Below are 19,516 nucleotides of genomic sequence, written 5' to 3'. Positions count from 1 at the left end.
CACTCAAACGCTATTGTTCCCCATCCGGCTGGCTTTGTCATGTCTTGTAAAAAACTTTTTAGTAAGTAACTGTATTTGAGGCGGTAGCGGAATTGACCGAGAAAATGGACTTCAACTCACTGGTCGCATTCTTGCAGGGGCACTTCACCGATGGTCTCTGCTTGGTGATTGGGTCTGGGTTGTCTGCCGCTGAGGGGTTCCCGGGGATGCCTGAGCTTGGTGCGCATCTCAATAGAAGCGCGGGCGAACTGACAGGAGCTGACGCGACGCTGTGGAATCAGATCAGCGGCTTGTTGGAAACGGGAGAGGGATTAGAAGCTGCGCTACTTAAACAACCGCCATCGACCACGCTTGAGACCTGGATTGCGCAAAGAACTTGCGCACTGTTAATGCCAAAGGAACGCGAAGTCATGAGCGCTGTGCTCCGTGGGGATCGCTCGCTACGCTTGACGACATTTCTATCAAAGGTGTTGCACCCTTCGAATGGGCTCCCGATCCTCACACCCAACTATGATCGCCTCATCGAGTTGGCATGCGAGATGGCCGGCTTCCACGTGGACACAACCGCTGTCGGGCACTATGCGGGGACTTTCGACCATGCCCGAAGTTGCATGGCATCATGCCGGGGAATAACAACTCGAGCTCGGGCTACCGTCCTCGATCACTTTCCCCGTGCGGTCGTCTTGAAACCCCATGGAAGTTTTGACTGGTACCAATCCGGAATTGCCCCACGTCGTTGCAGTCTAGATCTGGACGCGGAACGGCTCATGATCACTCCCGGCATCAACAAATACCGAGCTGGATACAACTCGCCCTTTGACAAGCATCGTGATTTGGCCAATGACTACATTAACCGGGCCGGGCGTCTACTGGTCGTTGGTTATGGGTTCAATGACGATCACCTGCAAACCCATCTTGAAAAAAAGATACGCACCGGAACACCCACGCTGATTTTAAACCAATCGGGTAGCTTGAAGGTTAAACAGCTGGCGGAGATTTCACCGAAATGTGTGTGGCTTTCTAAGCCAGTGGCCTGGGGTGGAGTCACAATGGTGACGCGGGGTCACCGATTTGATCATCAGGGGCATGATTTATGGGATCTGGGAATTCTGGCAAGGGAGCTACTTACATGAGCGATTCACCTGTTTTGGCGTTCGATTTTCCAAGCAAGCTCGGCAAGGTCGCTTCCGTTGATACGAGCCGCGTAATCATTGCGGTAGAAAACGCATCGCTCCTGCCGCGTGCCGCAGTCGGGAGTCTTGTCGCAATTCAGGGCACGACCGCTCAGGAATTTCTGATTGGCATGACGGAACGTGTGACCCGACAGCTTCGGGAGCAGACAGCTCAGCCTGATGCGATGGCACCCACGACGCTTGTAGTTGAGATCGTCCCAGACGATTCTCTCCGGGCTGTCTTGCTTGGCACTTATCGAACCATTGCGGGAGCCGCCCACAATCGGTTTAAGCGAGGTGCTGATTCGTTCCCCCAAATCGATCGTGATTGTTTTCTCATTGAGGGTGGAAACCTTCAACGGTTCATGGGATTGATGGGAAAAGACCTTGATGAGACACAACGGCTCGAACTCGGTCACTTCGTCATCGACCGCTCGGCCGCCGCAATCGCTAACGGTGATCGGTTCTTCCAGAGGCACGCAGCAATTCTCGGGAGTACCGGCTCGGGCAAAAGTTGCGCGGTCTCGCTAATCCTGGAACGTGCATACGCTCGCAAACACGCGAACATCATCGTGTTTGATATGCACGGCGAGTATTCCCCGCTTGCAAACCCGCCTGCCTCTAAGACCGGCACGGTGCCCAATTCTATTGCCGCCGCATTCAAGATTGCCGGTCCGGGAGATCTGATCAATCCACCGGAAAACACACTTTTTCTGCCGTATTGGCTCCTGAACCGAGAAGAGATGCTTTCCATGATCTTGGACCGTAGCGATCAGAATGCGCCCAACCAGGCAGCGAGATTTACAACCCATGTGCGGGAGTTAAAGGACAAGACCTTGAAGACCGAGAAGCAAGAGACGGTCCGCGCGACATTCACCGTGGACTCCCCCGTGCCCTACAAACTCAGCGAACTTCTCGAAAAGTTACAAGAGGATGACACAGGCATGAAGCCTGGGGCGAAGGATAAAGAAATCAAGGGAGATTGGAACGGGAAATTGACGCGATTTATTTCTCGTCTCGAAGCCAAGGCGGAGGACCGCCGGTACGGCTTTATGTTTAACCCACCAGAGGTTGCCCTAAATTACGACTGGCTCGGAAAGCAAATCGCAAAACTATTATCCCCCGGTGTGGGAAAGCATGGCATCAAGGTGGTGGATTTCTCTGAGGTTCCCTCGGACGTGCTCCCCGTCGTCACAGGTGTATTTGCACGATTGCTATACGACGTCCAGTTCTGGATGCAACCGGAAAAGCGGACCCCGTTTGTCTTCGTGTGCGACGAAGCGCATCTTTACTTACCGGTCCGTGACGATGCGGACGCTGTCGAGAAACAAGCCCTCTACTCCTTCGAACGAATCGCTAAAGAAGGCCGGAAATATGGCGTCTCCCTTCTTGTGGTGAGCCAACGCCCATCGGACGTGAGCAGAACCATCCTTAGCCAGTGCAATAATTTCCTCATCTTACGCCTGACTAACGATCAGGATCAAAATGTCGTCCGGCGCCTTATGCCCGATTCGATGGCGGGGGTTCTTGACGGCTTGCCGCTTCTCGACACGGGGGAGGCCTTGTTACTGGGCGACGCGATCCTTCTTCCTGCCCGAATTAAGCTGAAATTTCCAACCATTGAACCGCTGAGCCAAACCCGGAACTTCTGGCAGGAGTGGGGCGAAAAAGCCCCGGATTCTGATGGGATTGCTGAAGCGATCGAAACTCTTCGTCGACAATCTCGCACAGCGGCAACACTTCGGGGCTAAACCCGGACCCCTGATCGCCAAAAATCTTTGGCAGACCAAGAATGTTTTTAATTGTGGTCCCAAAAGCGGGGGCCTGGTGCCCACGGTCCCCGTGTGCACCCAAGCCCCCAACGCCGGGACGCTGTTTAACGGCAAGGAAGAGGAATACTTAATATGCGCGCGGGAAGAAAGGGCGAAGCCCATAGGGGACCGGCGGGTTGGGAGGTGGAGCCCCTGCGGGGCCGGGGCGGAAGCGGGGCGCGGCCTCTGGCCGCGCGGCTTTTCCCGTGGCACCGAAGCGGGAAACGTTGGAACCGGAGGCAGGAGTTGCGGCGCGTTTGATGCCCGAGCCGTGGGAGGCGAGAAAATGGGTGGAGGACGCTAGTCCGGAAACCAGGCGCCGCGACGGGCGTTCGACCGGTGCGGGGTTTCCCGCAAACCGGAGCGGGGAACATATCTCCTGTGGGCGACGGAATAACCGTCAGCGGGTTTCCTTTCCCCCACCGAAGCGAAGGGCGAACCGCTCCGGCGGGAACGATTCCGCCGGAGCACAGCGGGGCGCGGCCAAAAAGGCCGCGCGGCTTTTCCCGTGGACCGGAGCGGGAAACGTCGGAATCGAAGGCAGGAGTTGCGGCGCGTAATAGGCGCCGCGACGGCCGTTCGTCCAGCGCGCGGATTTCCCGCAAACCGGAGCGGGGAACATATCTCCGCGCGGACGACGAAATAACCGTCAGCGGGTTTCCGTTCCCCCACCGAAGCGAAGGGCGAACTGCTTCAGCGGGAACGATCCGCCGGAGCACAGCGGGGCGCGGCCAAAAAGGCCGCGCGGCTTTTCCCGTGGACCGGAGCGGGAAACGTTGGAATCGGAGGCAGGAGTTGCGGCGCGTAATAGGCGCCGCGACGGACGTTCGTCCAGTGCGGGGTTTCCCGCAAACCGGAGCGGGGAACATATCTCCGCGCGGACGACGAAATAACCGTCAGCACAGCGGGGCGAGGATGGACCGCCGCGTGGTTCTCGTGGCGGGCCGCCCGAGCGGTCTTTCTACGAAGATCGGAGCGGTTGCCATTTTCTTCCCAGGAAGACGAATCAACCGTCAGTGTCAAACGAGCGCGCCGTCTGTCGCTTCGGGGCGGCCTCGCGCGCACCGTATTCTTCCGCCGCGAGCGGAACGGTTCCTTTCTTTCCCCGGCCAGCGATTCAGTCTCAGTCCCCGTCTTCCTCCCCGGCCCGAAGCGGCTGGGTCCTTTCTTCCCGTTGTGGCTTCTGTTTTATCCGGCCCGTGGAAGGGCTCCTGTTGTCCCGGTAAATGGCGAAGAGGTCCGAAGCGGCCCGCCAGTCAGCGAGGCCCGAAGGGCCGTGCGTGTCTCTGTCCCGTTCTGTGCTGTGTGGGGGTGCGAAGAGAACAGTGGCGCGCTGTGGCGCCCGCATAGCGGTCACAAATTGAGGATAAAAAAAGGACCCCTCTCCTCGGTCCTCTCCCCAAATGGGGGCGAGGATGCACTCCAGTTGCGTGGAGATGTTGGCCCGCACAAGGGCATTGGAAGCGGTCCAACCCGGTGCGCTCACGATCTCGCGCCCGTTCCCAAGCGCGCCAAAGTGACCAACGTGCCATTCAAGGCACGTTGCCTTTGGCTGGTCACCCCATCGACTAAACGGTCACGGCCGCTATTTCTGTTTGGAAGCGCGACTTGTGAGTGTGCGCCATGTTTGGCGCACTCAATACCGTGGTTCGCACCGATTCCCGTCGGGGACACCATTTAGAAGAATCGAACTGCGCGGAAGGACCCACTCCCAATTTGGGGGTGGGTTCTTTTGTTTCGGGGGTTCGGGGGGGGCTGTCGGGGGCCGGAGAGGGGCTCCCACCGTCGAGGAAACGTTCCCAGTAGAATTCGACGGCCACGGCCTCTTTGGAATACCGCACCCTCTTGATCCCTTCCTGAACCAACAAGGTCTTCTCAATTCCAAAGGCGCGCGCCCAACCCTACTGGTGGATCCCTCTCCCGACCTCTCCCCGTCCGGGGCGAGGGGAAAACCGATGAGGGATGGAACATGACGAATTACAGAGTCACACAACGTCAAACACCGAAAAACCTTTCGCGCCCGAAATCCAGAGGCCCGCTAACCCCTTTCGTCGGCCCGCCTTCCGGCCCTGCGGAAAGTGGCCTAAATTAATAAAGCCGCGCCAAAGGGCCACCCTGCGGCCCATTGCCGCGGCTTTCGGTTTCAGTTGGTCGGGTGCCGCGGAACGGGCCGCCCGACCAATTCATCAAGAGAGACGCCCAGGGCATTAGCCAGTTTGATCATCGACAAGATGGTCGGCTCCTTGGAAACACCCTGTTCAATCTTGGTGATAATGACGTAGGACATGCCCGCTTTCTCCGCCAGTTTTTGTTGGGTCCAGCCGCGTTCCTTCCGCAACCGCTTCAAATGGCGAGCCAAATCTAAGGTTGACAATGGGGCCCCTAACTAGTATATATTGGATAGTATAAATAATAATTCTATTGCCAATCATACCCGTCGGAGGGCAACCATGCAAGAGAAAAATGGCACGAAGAAGCCCACCCGTTGCGCGATCTACACCCGCGTCTCAACGGAACAGCAGGCGGAAGTGGATTTCAATTCCTGCGAAGCCCAGGAGGATCGCATCCGCTCTTTTATCTCCAGCCAGGAGGATTTCGTCCTCGCCCAGTCCTATTCCGATCCCGGCTTTACGGGGGCGAATTCGGACCGCCCGGCATTACAGCGAATGCTCCGCGACGTGGAGGCGGGGCAATTGGATATGGTTATCACTTATAAAATTGACCGGCTGACGCGCTCCCCCCGGGGCTTTTATCAGTTGATTGAAATTTTTGAGCGGAATCGGGTGGGCTTCATTTCAGTCACGGAGCGCTTTGATACTTCCACCCCCTCCGGGCGGCTCTTGAGGAACATCATGCTCACTTTCGCCCAGTTCGAGCGTGAGCTGGTTTCGGAGCGGGTGCGTGACAAAATTGCGCAACGTGTTCTCCGGGGGCTCTATCCCGGGGGCCGTCCGCCGCTTGGCTACAAAAGCGAGAATAGCCAGCTGGTTGTTGACCAAAAGGCGGCCGAAGTCGCCAGGCACGTTTTCGAAAAATACGTTGAAACGCGTTCCTTGGCCGAGGCCCAGAAGGTGGTGGTGGAAAATCGTATTCCTTCGCGGAACGGCCGGGCGATTGGGAATTCAATGGTGTGGCACCTTCTTCGAAACCCCGTGTTGACCGGGAAACTTGTTCATAAGGGAAAGATCTATCCCGGCCAACACGAACCCATCATTTCACAGGCAGTCTTTGACCACGTCCAAACCATTATTTCCAGCCAACCGCGCCGAAAGCCTAGCCCCTACTTGAACATGCCCTATGGAGGGCTCATTGATTGCCAAGAATGTGGATCGGTCATGACCCCCTCCCACGTGTTGAAAAAGACGGAGGAGGGGGATCGGCGCTATTACTATTACCGGTGTAGCCGGTTGAACCACAAGGGTTGGAAATCCTGCACCACCCGCCAGATCAACGCCGACCGGTTCCATGAAATGATGGAGCAGAACTTTCGCCGCTGGTCCCTGGACGAATTTTTCCTGAAAAACGTCGTTCAGGGCATGAATCATCAAACCCGCCGCGACCAGGCGGCGGGAATCGAACCCATTGAAGAAAGGGGGGATATTTCAACAGAAACACTCAAGCTATCGCTTAAAAAGTTCAACGGCATATGGGCGCGCAAAACCGGAATTGAGAAGACCTTGTTGGTTCAGGAAGGGATCAAGAGGGTGCGGTATTCCAAAGAGGCCGTGGCCGTCGAATTCTACTGGGAACGTTTCCTCGACGGTGGGAGCCCCTCTCCGGCCCCCGACAGCCCCCCCCGAACCCCCGAAACAAAAGAACCCACCCCCAAATTGGGAGTGGGTCCTTCCGCGCAGTTCGATTCTTCTAAATGGTGTCCCCGACGGGAATCGAACCCGTATTACGGCCTTGAAAGGGCCGTGACCTAACCGTTAGTCGACGGGGACATGCGTGCCATGTGGCACGCGCCTATGTCGCCCCGCTTTAGCGGGGCCGGGCGCGAAGCGCGCAACAGCAAAAGATGGCACGCGCCAATGTCGCCTTGCTTTAGCAAGGCCGGGTCCGCAGAGCGGACAAAAGCTTTAAAATGTGTTTCGACCAACAGGTCGCCGGGACCTGTTGGCTGGCCCTACTTCAGTTTGTTCAAAAAATCCTTCGGTTTGCCCTTTTTGGCGGCTTCGGCCAGTGCCGTCGCCTCGCGGATCGGGCGCGGAAGGCGGAAGCCGTCCATGCAGGTTCGCACAAATTTAAGGGCCGTCTCAAAATCCAGGCGGTGGCCGGGGGATAGGTAGAGGGGAAGCGCCCCTTTCTTAGAACGAAAAACATAGCCCACCAACTTACTTTCCAGGATCAACTCCGCCACATCGCCTTCTTTGGGGCCCGGGGTTCGGCTCTTTCCCGTGAGTCGGGTGGTGGAGACGCCGATCGTCGGCCGGTCCAGCAGAAGTCCCATGTGGGAGGCGATCCCTAATTTGCGGGGATGGGCGACGCCCTGTCCGTCAAAAAAAATCAAATCCGGCTCGACGTCCAGCCGCTGAAAGGCCTCCAGCAGGACCGGCGCCTCGCGAAAGCTCAGGAGCCCTGGCGCGGGGGGGAAGTGGAGTTTCTGTTTGGCCACCACCGCTTCGATCGGAACCAGGCTTGGGTAAGCGTAAACAATGACCCCGGCGTGCGCCACCCCTTCTTTCAAATCCACCGCCACGGCGGCGCCGGCAATGGTCTCGATCTCATCGAATTCGTTACGAAGGATGAGGTCCCGCGCCAGTTCCTCTTGAATTCCAAGAGCTTGGTCCACTGGGATGTCCCAGGGATGAAGATTTCTAATTTCCATAAATTTTAAATTTGGGTCCGGAGGGATTTCCTCCTCCCCCGCACCTGTCGGTGCTCCTCCGGAGGCCGGCCCCTTTCCCTTCATCCGCCATTCAAGGCGGCGGGAAAGTTGGCTTCAAATCCTTCCGGACCAACACGGAGGAACCGTCCAAATTTGGGTCCGGAGGATTTCCTCCTCCCCGCACCTGTCGGTGCTCCTCCGGAGGCCGGCCCCTTTCCCTTCATCCGCCATTCAAGGCGGCGGGAAAGTTGGCTTCAAATCCTTCCGGACCAACACGGAGGAACCGTCCAAATTTGGGTCCGGAGGGATTTCCTCCTCCCCCGCACCTGTCGGTGCTCCTCCGGAGGCCGGCCCCTTTCCCTTCATCCGCCATTCAAGGCGGCGGGAAAGTTGGCTTCAAATCCTTCCGGACCAACACGGAGGAACCGTCCAAATTTGGGTCCGGAGGGATTTGAACCCTCGACCCCTCGCTTAAAAGGCGAATGCTCTACCCCTGAGCTACGGACCCTGCGGGCGAAAGTTTAGCAGTTTTGCTGGCGCGGCGCATCCGGCGACGGCAGAAAGACGGGCGGGCGCGGGAAGAGGGATTTATGATAAAATCTTCCCGAGAGAAACCGACGTGACCGAAAAATATCTGTATAATACCGCGCACCACCCCAAAGGGCCCCAGGCATTACCGACGTTCGTTTTGCGGAACGGGTGGGCGTACACGACGCCCCATCATTCGGACGGGGAAGACCCGCGGGCGTGGTATGTGGTCCGCGAGGATCAACTGTTTCCGACGGACCATCACCCCCAACGGGCGGCCTTGACCGTCCCCTGGTATTCGATCCGGGGTGATGCGGTGTATGCTGCCGAGGGCCATCCCCACGGGCGGCAGTCGGTGCCTTGGTTTATTTTAAAAGATGAGGCAGGGAGACAAAGCCATGACAAAGCATAATCCGGACGAAAACAAGGAGCCCAACCGCGCTCCCAAGCACCTGCCGAAAATCAACAAGCGGAAGTTGGAAAATTTCCTGGCCTCCATTTGCGAGGCCGGGGGGATGACCGGAAAACCGACCCGGCGGCCCGAAGAAGAGAAAGTTCTACGCCCCAAAGACCGCGGCCTCGTTTGCCAGGGCCCCTGCGTCAAAGCCGAATGGCGGGGCCATTTGGATATTCCGTCGGGTATTTTGTGCGTGTCCGCCACGTGGTCCCGCAATACCCATGCCGAGCGGCACCGCGACGTGACCATCGCTCTCACCTACCTCGATGAGCGGGGGAAGACCCAATATTCCGAAATGGCCTACTGCGATTCCGAGGTTCGCTGGCTGATGGAAACGCTCTGGCACGCCCCCATCTGGGATTGACCCAGGCCGATCCCTCCCCGCGCCGGACGTTGGTCCACTCCCCCATGCCGTTTTCCGCCGACCTCCTGCCCTCTTCCGTTTCAACGCTTCCGCTGGCTTACGACGCCTGCGCGAAGCTCGCTCGGGAACACTACGAGAATTTTCCCGTGGCCTCCTTTTGGTTGCCGAAAGAAATCCGCCCGGCGGTGGCCGCTGTCTACGCCTTCGCCCGGTGCGCCGACGACTTCGCCGACGAGCCCGGCCTCACCGCCCCGGACCGTCTCTCGCGCCTCGCGGACTGGCGGCGCCGCCTGGAGGCCTGCTTGACGGATCACCGGCAACACCCCGTCTTCTGGGCCTTGGCCGACGTCTTTTCGCGCCACCGCCTTCCCAAAGCCCCTTTCGAAAACCTTCTCACCGCCTTTGAGATGGACGTGCAAAAGGCCCGCCACGCGACCTTTGACGACCTCCTTTATTACTGCGGGCGCTCCGCCAACCCCGTGGGCGAGATCCTGCTCCGGCTATTCGGCGCCTGGACCGAACCCATGGGCCGTTGGTCCGACGCGATTTGCACGGGCCTCCAGTTGGCCAACTTTTGGCAGGACGTGACGGTGGACGCTCTGAAAGGCCGTTTGTACATCCCGCTGGAAGACCTGGCGGCGCGGGGTCTCTCCGAACAGGCCGCGCTTCAGGGCCCCGCCACGGAGGCGCTCCGCGATCTCATGGGGTTCCAGGTTCGCCGCACCCGGACGATCTTCGCCGAAGGGCGCGCTCTCGCGGACCAGGCCCCCGCCCCGCTCCGACGGGAGTTGCGTTTCGTTTGGCTGGGTGGAATGGAAATTTTAAATAAGATCGAGAGGCAGGGGTTTGATGTGTGGTCTCGCCGTCCTTCCCTGGGCGCGGGGGACTGGGCGCGGCTGGTTCTGCCCTGGCTTTTCTGGAAACCGGTTCCTTTGGCGGTGGCGGCATGAAATTGTCTTTTCTGAAACGTCCGCTCAGCGTGTTTCGCATGAGCAATTTCGCTCCGGCGTTTATCCTCCTGCCGCCCCGCCGACGCCACGCCCTGGCCGCGGTCTACGCCTTCGCCCGCGCGGTGGACGATGCCGTGGACGAAATCGGCATCGACGCCAACGAACCGGACCGGGCCCGGGCCGTCCTGGGCCGCTGGCGAGCGGTTCTGAACGGCGAACCCGCCGATTTCGAAGGCCGCGAGGCCGCGGTATGGAAGTCGCTCCAGACCGTCTTGTCGGAATTCCCCATCGCGAAGAACGATCTGCTGGATTTGGTGGACGGCGTGGAGCGGGATTTGACGCAAACCCGTTACGCGACTTTCGATGCGCTCCGGGTCTATTGTCACGGGGTGGCCGGCACGGTGGGGTTGGCTTGTTTGCCCATTTTCGGGCTCGGGCCGGACCTGCACCGGACCTTCGCCGAAAAGCTCGGGCTGGCGATGCAACTCGTCAACATCATTCGCGACGTGAAAACAGATGCTCTGCGCGGGCGGATCTATTTGCCCCAGGAAGATTTGGTTCGTTTCGGTTTCGGGGAGGCGGAGGTTTTGGCCCAGGTGTATAACGACAACTACCGTCGGATGATGGCGTTTCAGGCCGAACGCGCCCGCGCCGTTTTCGCCGAGGCCCGGGCCGCGCTTCCCGCGGAAAGCCGTCGACGGGCGCGCCCGGCGTTGGCCATGGGCCGGATCTACGAGATGCTTTTGGAAAAGTTGGAGTCCCAGGGGTTCGCGATTTTCGGCGAACCTCCCCGCCTCAGTTTTTTCGAACGACTCCGCGCCCTGGCGGTATAGCCCAGGTCCTGGGCGCAGTTAAGCGTAGTTGCCCGATTTATCGGGCACCTTTGATGTCGACATCGCCATTTAATCGATTTAAAAGACGCCCCATAAAAGGGGCAACTACAAATATCACCTTAAGTGAACTGCATTGCTCCTAGGCGCCGAGGGCGCGCAGGAAGGATTCCAATCGGCGGAGTTGGGCTTTGCTTTCCGCCATCCGGGTCTCCACTTCGGCCACTTTGTCGGCGGGGGCGCGGGCGCGGAAATCGGGGTTGGCCAACCGTTCTTCGTCCCGTTTAATGCCCGCTTCGCTTTCCGCTTTGCCCTTCTCCAGGCGGGTTCTTTCCTTGGCGAAATCGATCAAGCCTTCCAAGGGGATGAACATCTCGAAGTCGGCCGTGACGGTGGACGCCGCTTGGTTCGGCCGCGGGCATTCGCCCGTTTCCACACACTGCCAGTCTCCGATTTTCGCCAAATGGGTGATGTGGGGGGACATTTTGGAGAGCAGTGTCTTCGTCGCCGTGGAGGCGTCGGGCAAATTCACGATCACTTTGATGGGTTTCCCGGGCGGCACGTTCATTTCGGATCGGATGGTGCGAAGGGCCGTGACCGCTTCTTGAACCAACGCCAACCCGCGCAGATCCTCGGGGGAAGCGATGGGGCCTTTCCGAACAGTTTCGTAGGGCCCCTCCATGAGATGGCCGGACGGTTTCGCCCCCAAATCGGTCCAAAGGGCCTGCCACAGCTCCTCAGTAATGAAAGGCATGAGGGGGTGCAGGGCCCGCAGAACGCCGTCCAAAACGTCCACCAAGGTTTGCCTCGCCGCGGTGGCGGCTGGGGACGCCTCCCCCGGCAGAAGTCGGGGTTTGGCCAGTTCGATGTACCAATCGCAGAAATCGTTCCAGAAAAACCCGTACAGCGCCCGCCCCGCTTGGGACGGGTCGAAATCCTTCAGGTGTTGGTCCACCAGCGCCAGCGTGTCCGCCAACCGTTGGGCGATCCATCGGTCGGCGGGGGTCCGCTGGTCCAGGGGAAGGTCCGCCGGGGTGAACCCCTTGAGGTTCATCATCACGAACCGGCTCGCGTTCCAAATCTTGTTGGAGAAATTCCGCGCGCCCACAAAATTGTCGTCCGACATCTGCATGTCCCGGCCGGGCGACGCTTGGGACACCAAAGCGAACCGCAAAGCGTCGGTCCCGAATTTTTTCATGACGTCCAGGGGGTCGATGACGTTGTTCAAGGATTTGGACATTTTGCGCCCCTGCTTGTCCCGCACGATGCCGTGAATGAAGACGTCCCGGTAGGGAACGTCGTTCCGAAGCGCAAGCCCCATCATCACCATCCGCGCCACCCACAGGTAAAGGATTTCGTGGCCGGTGGCGAGGAGCGACGTGGGGTAATGGTCCCGCAGGGCGTCGGTCTCCTCTGGCCAGCCCAAGGTAGTCAACGGCCATAGCCCGGAAGAGAACCAGGTGTCCAAAACGTCCGGGTCGCGCAGAATGTCTTTGGCCCCACATTCCGGGCAAGCGGACGGCGCTTCCGCCTGAACGATGGGGGGTTTGGCTGATTCCCTCAGGAACGTTTTCGTTCGTTCATTTTTGAAGCCGGGGTCTTCGCGGATGAGCCGCGCTTTTTCTTCGGCATAGCCGCCGCAGGACAGGCAATACCACACGGGGATTTGGTGGCCCCACCAAATCTGTCGGGAGATGCACCAATCGCGGTTGTCGTGGAGCCAAGCCAAGTAGGGTTTCGACCAGGATTCCGGATGGATTTTGACCCGCCCGTCTTCCGTCGCCTTGGCGGCGGCTTCGGCCATGAGGGTGGTTTTTAAGAACCACTGGCTGGATTCCAAGGGTTCGATGGTCGTGGCGCACCGGTAGCAGGTGGAAACGGCGTGGCGATGGTCTTCGACCTTCACCAGAAGCCCCAGGGCGTCCAATTCGGCCACGACTTTTTCGCGGCATTCTTTTAAAGACAGCCCAGCGAACCGTCCGGCGCGGGCGGTCATTTTTCCGTCAAAACCGATGACCATCTCGTGGGGCAAATGGTGGCGGGCGCCGATCTCGAAATCCGTGGCGTCGTGGGAAGGCGTGACCTTCACCGCCCCGGTGCCGAAGGCCGCGTCCACGGCCGCGTCGGCCACGATGGGGATCGCTCGGTCCATGAGGGGAAGTTGCACTTTTTTCCCCGCCAAGCCCTGGAACCGCTCGTCCGTGGGGTTCACCGCCACGGCGGTGTCTCCCAGCATGGTTTCCGGCCGCGTGGTGGCCACCACCACTCCCTTGGCCGGGTCGTCCGCAAACGGATAGCGAATGTGCCATAGGGACCCGGCGCGTTCCTCGTGTTCCACTTCGATGTCGGAGAGCGCCGTGCAACAGCGCGGGCACCAGTTGACCAGCCGCTCGCCCTTCTGGATCAATCCTTTGCGAAAGAATTCCACGAACGCCGCGGCCACGGCGCGGGAACTGGCCTCGTCCATGGTGAAGCGGGTTCGGGTCCAGTCCAAGGAACACCCGAGCTTTCGGAGTTGATGGAGGATCGTGTCCCCCGACTCCTTCCGCCAGGCCCACATGCGCTCTAAAAACTTTTCCCGGCCCAGGTCGTGGCGGGTTTTGCCCTCTTTTTTTAAAATCTTTTCCACGACGTTTTGGGTGGCGATGCCGCCGTGGTCGGTGCCGGGTATCCAGAGGGCGTTATCGCCTTTCATGCGCCGCCAGCGGACCAGGACGTCTTGGAGGGTGCTGTTCAACGCATGGCCCATGTGGAGCGATCCTGTCACGTTGGGGGGGGGAATCACAACGGTAAAAGGGGTCCTCCCCGCGCCAGGCCGGGCGCCGAAAAGTCTTTTCCCCTCCCAGAGGGGATACCACTTCGCTTCGGTTTCTTCTGGGTTGTAGACGGTCGGGAGTTCCATGGAAGGTGTGCAGATTATCACATTCCCCGCCTCTTTCCAAATTGACGGCTGGCCTCCCATGACTTATAATCCCCCCAAGCCTATGGCCAAAATACTGGTGGTGGAGGACGACGACGCGAACCGCGAGTTTTTGCGGTATGTTCTGGAAACCTCCGGCCACCAGGTCCGAACGGCGGGGGACGGGCAAGCCGGTTTGGACGCTGTGGCCGCCGAACCCCCGGAACTGATCCTTTTAGACGTCATGCTCCCCGAAGTTCATGGTTACGAGGTCTGCCACCGGCTGAAAGGCTCCCCCAAAACTTCGGCCATCAAGATTATGTTCCTTTCGGCCAAAACCTTTCCGGCGGACCGCCATCAGGCCCGGGCCGTGGGCGCGGACGATTTTCTCTCGAAACCCGCGGACCCGCGCACGCTCCTCTCTCGGGTGGAAGGGCTCCTGAAAGGCGAGCCGGGCCCCGGCCTTCCCGCGTTGGAACCTTGACGGCGCGGCGGCCGGTTTCCTAGAATAGTCTCACCGCTTCCTCCCGGGCGGTCCAATCGGGGGGCCTTTCATTTTATCGCGCACAATGACGGTGCCCGGGGCAATGGGGCGGGGATATCTTTTTTTGAATCACCTTAGCGCACTGAACCGAATTTTGTAGTTGCCCGATTTATCGGGCGATTTAGCGTCGAAAGAACTCATCTTGAAAAAATGTGGCCCCATAAATGGGGCAACGACAAATGGCATGGCCTGTCGGGTACACCAGGCGGCTAAAAGAGACACTTTTTTTTAACATTGTTAAGGAGGCATCACATGGCGGTCAAGGTGGCGATCAACGGTTTCGGCCGGATTGGGCGGTTGGTGTTTCGGGCGTTGGTGGAACAGGGTCTGTTGGGAAAGAAATTGGAAGTGGTGGCCGTGGGCGACATTGTGCCGGCGGACAACCTGGCGTATCTGTTGAAATACGATTCCGTCCAGGGTCGATTCAGCGGCACGGTGGGATCGAAGAAATCTTCCCCCGACAAGGTGGACGACGACGTTTTGGTGGTCAACGGCCACGACATTAAAGTCGTGAGCGCCAAAGACCCTTCCGGCCTTCCTTGGAAAGAGCTCGGCGTGGAAATCGTGATCGAGTCCACCGGCCTCTTCACGGATGCCGAAAAAGCCAAGGGCCACATCGCCGCGGGCGCGCGGAAAGTGATTATCACCGCGCCGGCCAAAAACGAGGATCTGACGGTCGTCATGGGCGTGAACGAAGGCAAATACGACCCCGCCAAGCACCACATCATCTCTAACGCCTCCTGCACCACCAACTGCTTGGCCCCGGTTGTGCACGTTCTCTTAAAAGAGGGATTCGGCGTGGAAGAGGGGCTGATGACCACCATCCACTCCTACACCGCCACCCAGAAGACGGTGGACGGTCCTTCCCGGAAAGACTGGAAAGGCGGCCGCACGGCGGCGCAAAACATCATTCCCTCCACCACCGGAGCCGCGAAAGCCGTGGCCCTGGTCATCCCCGAGGTTAAAGGCAAGCTCACCGGCATGGCGTTCCGCGTGCCGACCCCCACGGTTTCCGTGGTGGACCTGACGGTCAAAACCGTGAAGGACACGAGCTATGCCGAGATCGCCGCCGCCATGCGGAAGGCGAGCGAAACCTATCTGAAAGGCATCCTGGAGGTCACCTCCGACGAAGTCGTGAGCTCGGACTTCATTCATTCCAAGTCCTCCTCTATCTTCGATCAAGGCTCTGGGATCGAACTGAACAAGCGGTTCTTCAAATTGGTCAGCTGGTACGACAACGAATGGGGATACTCGAACCGCGTGGTGGACCTGGTCAATTACATCCTCGCGAAGGCGGTCGCCGTCCCCGCGTAGGTTTTTCGGCGGCGGTTTTCTCCCGGCCCCTCCCTCGTTCCCCGGGGGAGGGGCCGGTTTTTTTTCCCCATCGCAGGGGGGGGACGCCTTGACGAATCGCCGGTCATGAACAATAATGAGCGCGCCCGGTTTCGCCCCCGGGGTGAAGAGCGTCGTTGGCGGGAGGTTGTGTCCACCACACGGTATGAAAATTAAATTCTGGGGCACTCGCGGTTCGATTGCCGCGCCCGGACCGGAAACCACCAAATACGGTGGCAATACGGCCTGCATCGAAGTTTCCGACGAAAACACCCTGGCGATTTTGGACGCCGGCACCGGCATTCGCTTGTTGGGTGAAGAGATCCTCCGCCGGACCCCGCCGGGCACTCGCGTGGAGGGCCACCTCTTCATCAGCCATTTCCATTTCGATCACATCGTCGGGTTCCCCTTTTTCCGCCCGCTCTACGTGAAAGGGAACAAGTTCACGGTCTATGGGTGCGAAGGGACGGGGCGAAAACTTGAAAATATTTTCGTGGGCCAAATGAGCCCGGAATACTTTCCCGTGACCTTGGCCGAGATGCCTTCGGACCTGCACTTCGTCCAACTCACTACCCGCCCGTTGAACCTCAACAGCTGGACCATCACCCCCGCCTACGTCAATCACCCGGGCCTGGCCTTGGCGTACAAGATCGACACCGGCAAAAGCAAGATCGTCTACATGACGGACAACGAGCCCTTTCGTTACCTTCTTCGCCAGCAGGCCAAAAAGCAGGACGTCTTCGACGATCTCCACCGCGGCCAGGTGGAACTGGAACGGGAAGACCTGATGCTCGTGGATTTCTTCGAGGGCGCCGACCTTCTGATCCACGACGGGCAATACACCGAGCAAGAATACCCCACCCGGCTGGGGTGGGGCCACAGCTTTTACGAGTACGCTCTCGCAATGGCCCTTCAGGGCCACGTCAAACGGCTCCTCTTCTTCCACCACGATCCCGACCGGACCGACGCCGACCTGGATGTCCGCTTGGAACGGGTCCGCGCCCAGGCCCTGGCCCGGGGATCGACCCTGGACGTGGGCGCCGCCTACGAGGGCCTCGAGATCCACTTCCCGTAGGCCTCTTTTACGCCGGTTTTCCATTAGATGAAAAATGCAAGGCCTCAGGCCCCTCACCCCGCCCTCTCCCAAGCGGAGAGGGGAAATCTGTGTTTTCCTTCCCCTCTGGGGGGAAGGTGGCCCGGAGGGTCGGATGAGAGGGGTGAGCCGTCATTGAAAAAACCCATCGTCGTGCTTGCCACCCACAACCGCGACAAGGTGCGGGAGATCCGCCGCCTGCTGGGCCGGGGGGTGGCCGACGTGCGAGGTTTAGACGATTTTCCGCCTTACACCGTGCGGGAAACGGGCCGGACTTTGGAAGCCAACGCCCTCCTTAAAGCCCGGGCGGCCGTCCGTCGCACGGGCCACTGGGCGCTGTCGGACGACACGGGGCTGGAAGTGGCCGCCTTGGGCGGTCGGCCGGGGGTCTATTCCGCCCGCTTCGCCGGGTCGGGTTGTTCCTACGCGGACAACAACCGAAAACTGATCCGCCTGCTGAAAGGCTTTTCTCGCGCCCGTCGGCGCGCCGTGTTCCGTTGTGCCGTGGCTTTCGTGGGTCCGGACGGAACGGAACGGGTGTTTGTGGGGCGCTGTCCGGGGTGGATCGTCGAAGAAGGGCGCGGCGAAAAGGGTTTCGGCTACGACCCGGTGTTTGAACCCCGAGGGGCGGGCCGGACCTTCGCTCAAATGTCCCTGGCTGCGAAAAACCGGATCAGCCACCGCGCCATCGCTTTCCGTCGAGCGGCCGACCACCTCCGCCGTTTCTTTCGGGCTCCCCGCCCGCGTTCGTGATCAACGCTTTCTTCTCTTCCTCGAAGATCATTTCGGTCCCCGCTTGGGGGTTTGGTCCTCCCGCCTCCACCTCGCGGTCTTTGGGGTCCTGATTTTGTCTTGGGCCTGGCCCGTCCTTCGATGGGGGTGGCGGACCCGCTGGTCCGGGAAAAAAGCCTGGGCGCCGGCCTGGATTTGTCCGGCCTGCGGCCGGGAGAACCCCTCCACCCGTTTTTCTTGCGAAGGGTGCCAGGAGGGGGGCGGGTTTCGCTTCTGGCGAAAGCTTCGGGAGGCCCCTTGGGTGGGGGTCCTTCGTAAAACCCTGGCGCTCTCGGCCCTGACACTCCGGGTGGCCGGCGGCGTGGCGTTCTACGTCCTGACGTTCTTGGCGGCTTATCGTTTCCGTTTCTTTAGTTTCCACCAAAAACCAACCACGGAACTTTTGGCGGCTCTGGGCATGCTGTTTCTCCTGGCCGCGCTATACTACTTTCGCCGGGCGCTGGCGTGGAAACTGGGTTCTCCGGTGGCGCGGTTCACGGACCTGGCCGCGGCGGGGTGTTTGGGAGGCGCGTTCTTGGTTTTCTGGATCCTCTGGGCGGCGGCGCCTTTCGGCCCGGGGAAACCGCTCGCTTCTCTCTCCGTCACGCCCGACGGGGTCATCCGGGTCTTGTCGGCCCGGGAGAAGCGTTGCCAATCCACGGTGAACCCGGAATCCGCCGCGGTCATCGTTCCGGTGAGCTACGCCCGGTGGACCTGGCCGCTCCTTCAGATCGACCAGACCTTTGTGATCAAGGTGGGCACCCAGCCTGTGGTGACCTGGATGGGAGGGCGGATCGTCCAGCGGTTGGCGGGGGTCCTGTCTTCGGATGAACCCCAGCGCCCCCGGCTCGTGGTCCTGCGACAGGTGTTGGAAGCGGCCCCTCCGGGGCGCTATAATATCGATAAGGCGAGGACCGGCGACGGGCTGGTTTTGGAGCGGGTGGAAACCGTGGGAGAAAAGGAGCGCGTTCAATGAAAACCGTTTTGGTCACCGGCGCGGCCGGGTTCATCGGGGCCTGGACCGCCCAAGCCCTCCGGGCTCGGGGCGACCGCGTGATCGGGCTGGACAACTTTAACCCCTACTACGACATTCGTCTGAAACGAAACCGCGTCCAGGCGCTCATTCCTGACGTTCCCATGCACGAGGTCGACATCGCGGATCGAAAGGCGTTAATCCGGGCCCTGGGGCGGGTGAAAATCGATCAGGTGTGCCATCTGGCCGCCCAGGCCGGCGTCCGCTATTCCCTCACGCATCCCTTCGCCTATGAAACAGCCAATAACCTCGGAACGTTGAACCTGTTGGAACTGGCGCGGGAACGCGGCATCCGATCCTTCGTTTTCGCCTCGTCTTCGTCCGTCTACGGCGCCAACAAAAAAATCCCCTTCTCCGTGGAAGACCCTGTCGACTCTCCGGTGTCCCTCTACGCCGCCACCAAGCGGGCCAACGAGTTGACCGCCCACGTCTACCACCATCTCTACGGTCTGCACTGCACGGGCCTGCGTTTTTTCACCGTCTATGGCCCCTGGGGCCGCCCGGACATGGCGCTTTTCTCTTTCACGAAGGCGATCTTGGAAGGCCGTCCCATCGACGTGTTCAATCACGGCCGCATGAAGCGAGACTTCACGTATATCACCGATATCGTTGACGGCGTCCTTCACGCCCTGGACCGGGACTACCCCTACGAAATTTTCAACCTCGGCAACTCCCGCCCGGTGGCCTTGACCCGCTTCATCGGCGCCATTGAGTCCGCCCTCGGCAAAAAAGCCAAAAAACGACTCCTCCCCCTCCAGCCCGGCGACGTCCCCGCCACCTGGGCGGACATCCGAAAATCCACTCGCCTCCTAAATTTCCACCCCGCCACCGACATCGAAACCGGCGTCCGCCGTTTCGTGGATTGGTACCGCGGCTATTTTCGCGTTAGGGGCTAATTTTTTTT

General features: G+C 59.8%; 17 protein-coding genes, 2 tRNA genes and 2 pseudogenes. 14 read left to right on the top strand and 7 right to left on the bottom strand.

What is annotated here, in order from left to right; translation table 11 throughout:
* Nucleotides 1–92 precede the first annotated feature (92 nt).
* On the top strand, nucleotides 93–1,133 hold the full coding sequence (locus IPP35_05345; protein MBL0058523.1) for an SIR2 family protein: 1,041 nt from the start codon (nucleotides 93–95) through the stop codon (nucleotides 1,131–1,133).
* A complete protein-coding gene (locus tag IPP35_05340; protein MBL0058522.1) occupies nucleotides 1,130–2,923 on the top strand; it encodes an ATP-binding protein in 1,794 nt (597 codons plus the stop codon). Before IPP35_05345 ends, IPP35_05340 begins: the two co-directional genes overlap by 4 nt.
* A 460-nt stretch (nucleotides 2,924–3,383) precedes the next feature.
* Here the strand turns inward: IPP35_05340 and IPP35_05335 are convergent, their stop codons facing one another.
* The 3 genes from IPP35_05335 to IPP35_05325 all read right to left on the bottom strand — a co-directional run bounded on the left by IPP35_05335 (nucleotide 3,384) and on the right by IPP35_05325 (nucleotide 5,330).
* Nucleotides 3,384–3,605, bottom strand: coding sequence for a hypothetical protein (locus IPP35_05335; GenBank protein ID MBL0058521.1), 222 nt, complete (start codon nucleotides 3,603–3,605; stop codon nucleotides 3,384–3,386).
* Between the two features lie 71 nt (nucleotides 3,606–3,676).
* Nucleotides 3,677–4,006 carry a hypothetical protein gene (locus IPP35_05330; GenBank protein MBL0058520.1) on the bottom strand — a complete coding sequence of 110 codons (330 nt, stop codon included), beginning with the start codon at nucleotides 4,004–4,006 and terminating at the stop codon, nucleotides 3,677–3,679.
* Between the two features lie 1,120 nt (nucleotides 4,007–5,126).
* A complete protein-coding gene (locus tag IPP35_05325; protein ID MBL0058519.1) occupies nucleotides 5,127–5,330 on the bottom strand; it encodes a helix-turn-helix transcriptional regulator in 204 nt (67 codons plus the stop codon).
* A 103-nt stretch (nucleotides 5,331–5,433) separates the two neighbouring features.
* Here IPP35_05325 and IPP35_05320 point away from each other — a divergent pair.
* Both IPP35_05320 and IPP35_05315 read left to right on the top strand, forming a co-directional pair.
* A pseudogene (locus tag IPP35_05320) lies at nucleotides 5,434–5,916 on the top strand (recombinase family protein).
* 357 nt (nucleotides 5,917–6,273) lie between these two features.
* A pseudogene (locus IPP35_05315) lies at nucleotides 6,274–6,456 on the top strand (recombinase zinc beta ribbon domain-containing protein).
* A 396-nt stretch (nucleotides 6,457–6,852) separates the two neighbouring features.
* Here the strand turns inward: IPP35_05315 and IPP35_05310 are convergent.
* The 3 genes from IPP35_05310 to IPP35_05300 form a co-directional block, all read right to left on the bottom strand.
* Nucleotides 6,853–6,927, bottom strand: a tRNA-Glu gene (locus IPP35_05310).
* 182 nt (nucleotides 6,928–7,109) lie between these two features.
* Nucleotides 7,110–7,811 (bottom strand): endonuclease V, encoded by a 702-nt coding sequence (locus IPP35_05305; GenBank protein ID MBL0058518.1) that lies wholly within the window; start codon nucleotides 7,809–7,811, stop codon nucleotides 7,110–7,112.
* A 436-nt stretch (nucleotides 7,812–8,247) separates the two neighbouring features.
* A tRNA-Lys gene (locus IPP35_05300) sits at nucleotides 8,248–8,319 on the bottom strand.
* 111 nt (nucleotides 8,320–8,430) lie between these two features.
* On the opposite strand from IPP35_05300, the gene IPP35_05295 reads away from it, so the two are divergent.
* From IPP35_05295 to IPP35_05280, 4 genes are read left to right on the top strand one after another with little or no spacing between them, the layout of a single operon-like run.
* The gene (locus IPP35_05295; protein MBL0058517.1) at nucleotides 8,431–8,751 is read left to right on the top strand and encodes a hypothetical protein; all 321 of its coding nucleotides are present in this window, start codon (nucleotides 8,431–8,433) and stop codon (nucleotides 8,749–8,751) included.
* Nucleotides 8,738–9,160, top strand: a complete 423-nt coding sequence (locus IPP35_05290) for a hypothetical protein (protein ID MBL0058516.1) — start codon at nucleotides 8,738–8,740, stop codon at nucleotides 9,158–9,160. Before IPP35_05295 ends, IPP35_05290 begins: the two co-directional genes overlap by 14 nt.
* A 44-nt stretch (nucleotides 9,161–9,204) precedes the next feature.
* The gene (hpnC, locus tag IPP35_05285; GenBank protein ID MBL0058515.1) at nucleotides 9,205–10,110 is read left to right on the top strand and encodes a squalene synthase HpnC; all 906 of its coding nucleotides are present in this window, start codon (nucleotides 9,205–9,207) and stop codon (nucleotides 10,108–10,110) included.
* Nucleotides 10,107–10,943: a squalene/phytoene synthase family protein gene (locus tag IPP35_05280; GenBank protein MBL0058514.1), complete on the top strand. Its 837-nt coding sequence runs from the start codon at nucleotides 10,107–10,109 to the stop codon at nucleotides 10,941–10,943. The genes hpnC and IPP35_05280 overlap by 4 nt, the downstream gene beginning before the upstream one ends.
* Before the next feature lie 139 nt (nucleotides 10,944–11,082).
* On the opposite strand, the gene IPP35_05275 is transcribed toward IPP35_05280, so the two are convergent.
* Nucleotides 11,083–13,842, bottom strand: a complete 2,760-nt coding sequence (locus IPP35_05275) for a valine--tRNA ligase (GenBank protein ID MBL0058513.1) — start codon at nucleotides 13,840–13,842, stop codon at nucleotides 11,083–11,085.
* A 58-nt stretch (nucleotides 13,843–13,900) separates the two neighbouring features.
* Between IPP35_05275 and IPP35_05270 the strand changes: the two genes are divergently transcribed.
* From IPP35_05270 to IPP35_05245, 6 genes are all read left to right on the top strand, one after another.
* Nucleotides 13,901–14,323: a response regulator gene (locus IPP35_05270; protein ID MBL0058512.1), complete on the top strand. Its 423-nt coding sequence runs from the start codon at nucleotides 13,901–13,903 to the stop codon at nucleotides 14,321–14,323.
* 312 nt (nucleotides 14,324–14,635) lie between these two features.
* Nucleotides 14,636–15,697, top strand: coding sequence for a type I glyceraldehyde-3-phosphate dehydrogenase (gene gap, locus IPP35_05265; GenBank protein MBL0058511.1), 1,062 nt, complete (start codon nucleotides 14,636–14,638; stop codon nucleotides 15,695–15,697).
* Nucleotides 15,698–15,881: 184 nt separating this feature from the next.
* Entirely contained in the window at nucleotides 15,882–16,790 is a 909-nt protein-coding gene (locus tag IPP35_05260; protein ID MBL0058510.1) for an MBL fold metallo-hydrolase, read from the top strand.
* A 27-nt stretch (nucleotides 16,791–16,817) separates the two neighbouring features.
* On the top strand, nucleotides 16,818–17,561 hold the full coding sequence (gene rdgB / locus IPP35_05255; GenBank protein ID MBL0058509.1) for an RdgB/HAM1 family non-canonical purine NTP pyrophosphatase: 744 nt from the start codon (nucleotides 16,818–16,820) through the stop codon (nucleotides 17,559–17,561).
* Nucleotides 17,562–17,604: 43 nt separating this feature from the next.
* Nucleotides 17,605–18,555, top strand: a complete 951-nt coding sequence (locus IPP35_05250) for a zinc finger Ran-binding domain-containing family 2 protein (GenBank protein ID MBL0058508.1) — start codon at nucleotides 17,605–17,607, stop codon at nucleotides 18,553–18,555.
* The gene (locus IPP35_05245; GenBank protein MBL0058507.1) at nucleotides 18,552–19,508 is read left to right on the top strand and encodes an NAD-dependent epimerase/dehydratase family protein; all 957 of its coding nucleotides are present in this window, start codon (nucleotides 18,552–18,554) and stop codon (nucleotides 19,506–19,508) included. Before IPP35_05250 ends, IPP35_05245 begins: the two co-directional genes overlap by 4 nt.
* The last annotated feature ends 8 nt before the right edge of the window (nucleotides 19,509–19,516 follow it).

Source organism: Elusimicrobiota bacterium (assembly GCA_016721625.1).
In the GTDB taxonomy this organism is placed as follows: Bacteria; Elusimicrobiota; Elusimicrobia; order FEN-1173; family FEN-1173; genus JADKHR01.
This window is presented reverse-complemented; position numbering and strand designations above follow the sequence as displayed.

Bases quoted from the DNA above. Each gene is read 5' to 3' on its own strand.
- IPP35_05340 (MBL0058522.1), top strand. From the start codon at position 1,130: ATGAGCGATTCACCTGTTTTGGCGTTCGATTTTCCAAGCAAGCTCGGC.
- IPP35_05335 (MBL0058521.1), bottom strand. From the start codon at position 3,605: ATGTTCCCCGCTCCGGTTTGCGGGAAATCCGCGCGCTGGACGAACGGC.
- IPP35_05305 (MBL0058518.1), bottom strand. From the start codon at position 7,811: ATGGAAATTAGAAATCTTCATCCCTGGGACATCCCAGTGGACCAAGCT.
- IPP35_05290 (MBL0058516.1), top strand. From the start codon at position 8,738: ATGACAAAGCATAATCCGGACGAAAACAAGGAGCCCAACCGCGCTCCC.
- hpnC (MBL0058515.1), top strand. From the start codon at position 9,205: ATGCCGTTTTCCGCCGACCTCCTGCCCTCTTCCGTTTCAACGCTTCCG.
- IPP35_05280 (MBL0058514.1), top strand. From the start codon at position 10,107: ATGAAATTGTCTTTTCTGAAACGTCCGCTCAGCGTGTTTCGCATGAGC.
- IPP35_05275 (MBL0058513.1), bottom strand. From the start codon at position 13,842: ATGGAACTCCCGACCGTCTACAACCCAGAAGAAACCGAAGCGAAGTGG.
- IPP35_05270 (MBL0058512.1), top strand. From the start codon at position 13,901: ATGACTTATAATCCCCCCAAGCCTATGGCCAAAATACTGGTGGTGGAG.
- gap (MBL0058511.1), top strand. From the start codon at position 14,636: ATGGCGGTCAAGGTGGCGATCAACGGTTTCGGCCGGATTGGGCGGTTG.
- IPP35_05260 (MBL0058510.1), top strand. From the start codon at position 15,882: ATGAAAATTAAATTCTGGGGCACTCGCGGTTCGATTGCCGCGCCCGGA.
- rdgB (MBL0058509.1), top strand. From the start codon at position 16,818: ATGAAAAATGCAAGGCCTCAGGCCCCTCACCCCGCCCTCTCCCAAGCG.
- IPP35_05245 (MBL0058507.1), top strand. From the start codon at position 18,552: ATGAAAACCGTTTTGGTCACCGGCGCGGCCGGGTTCATCGGGGCCTGG.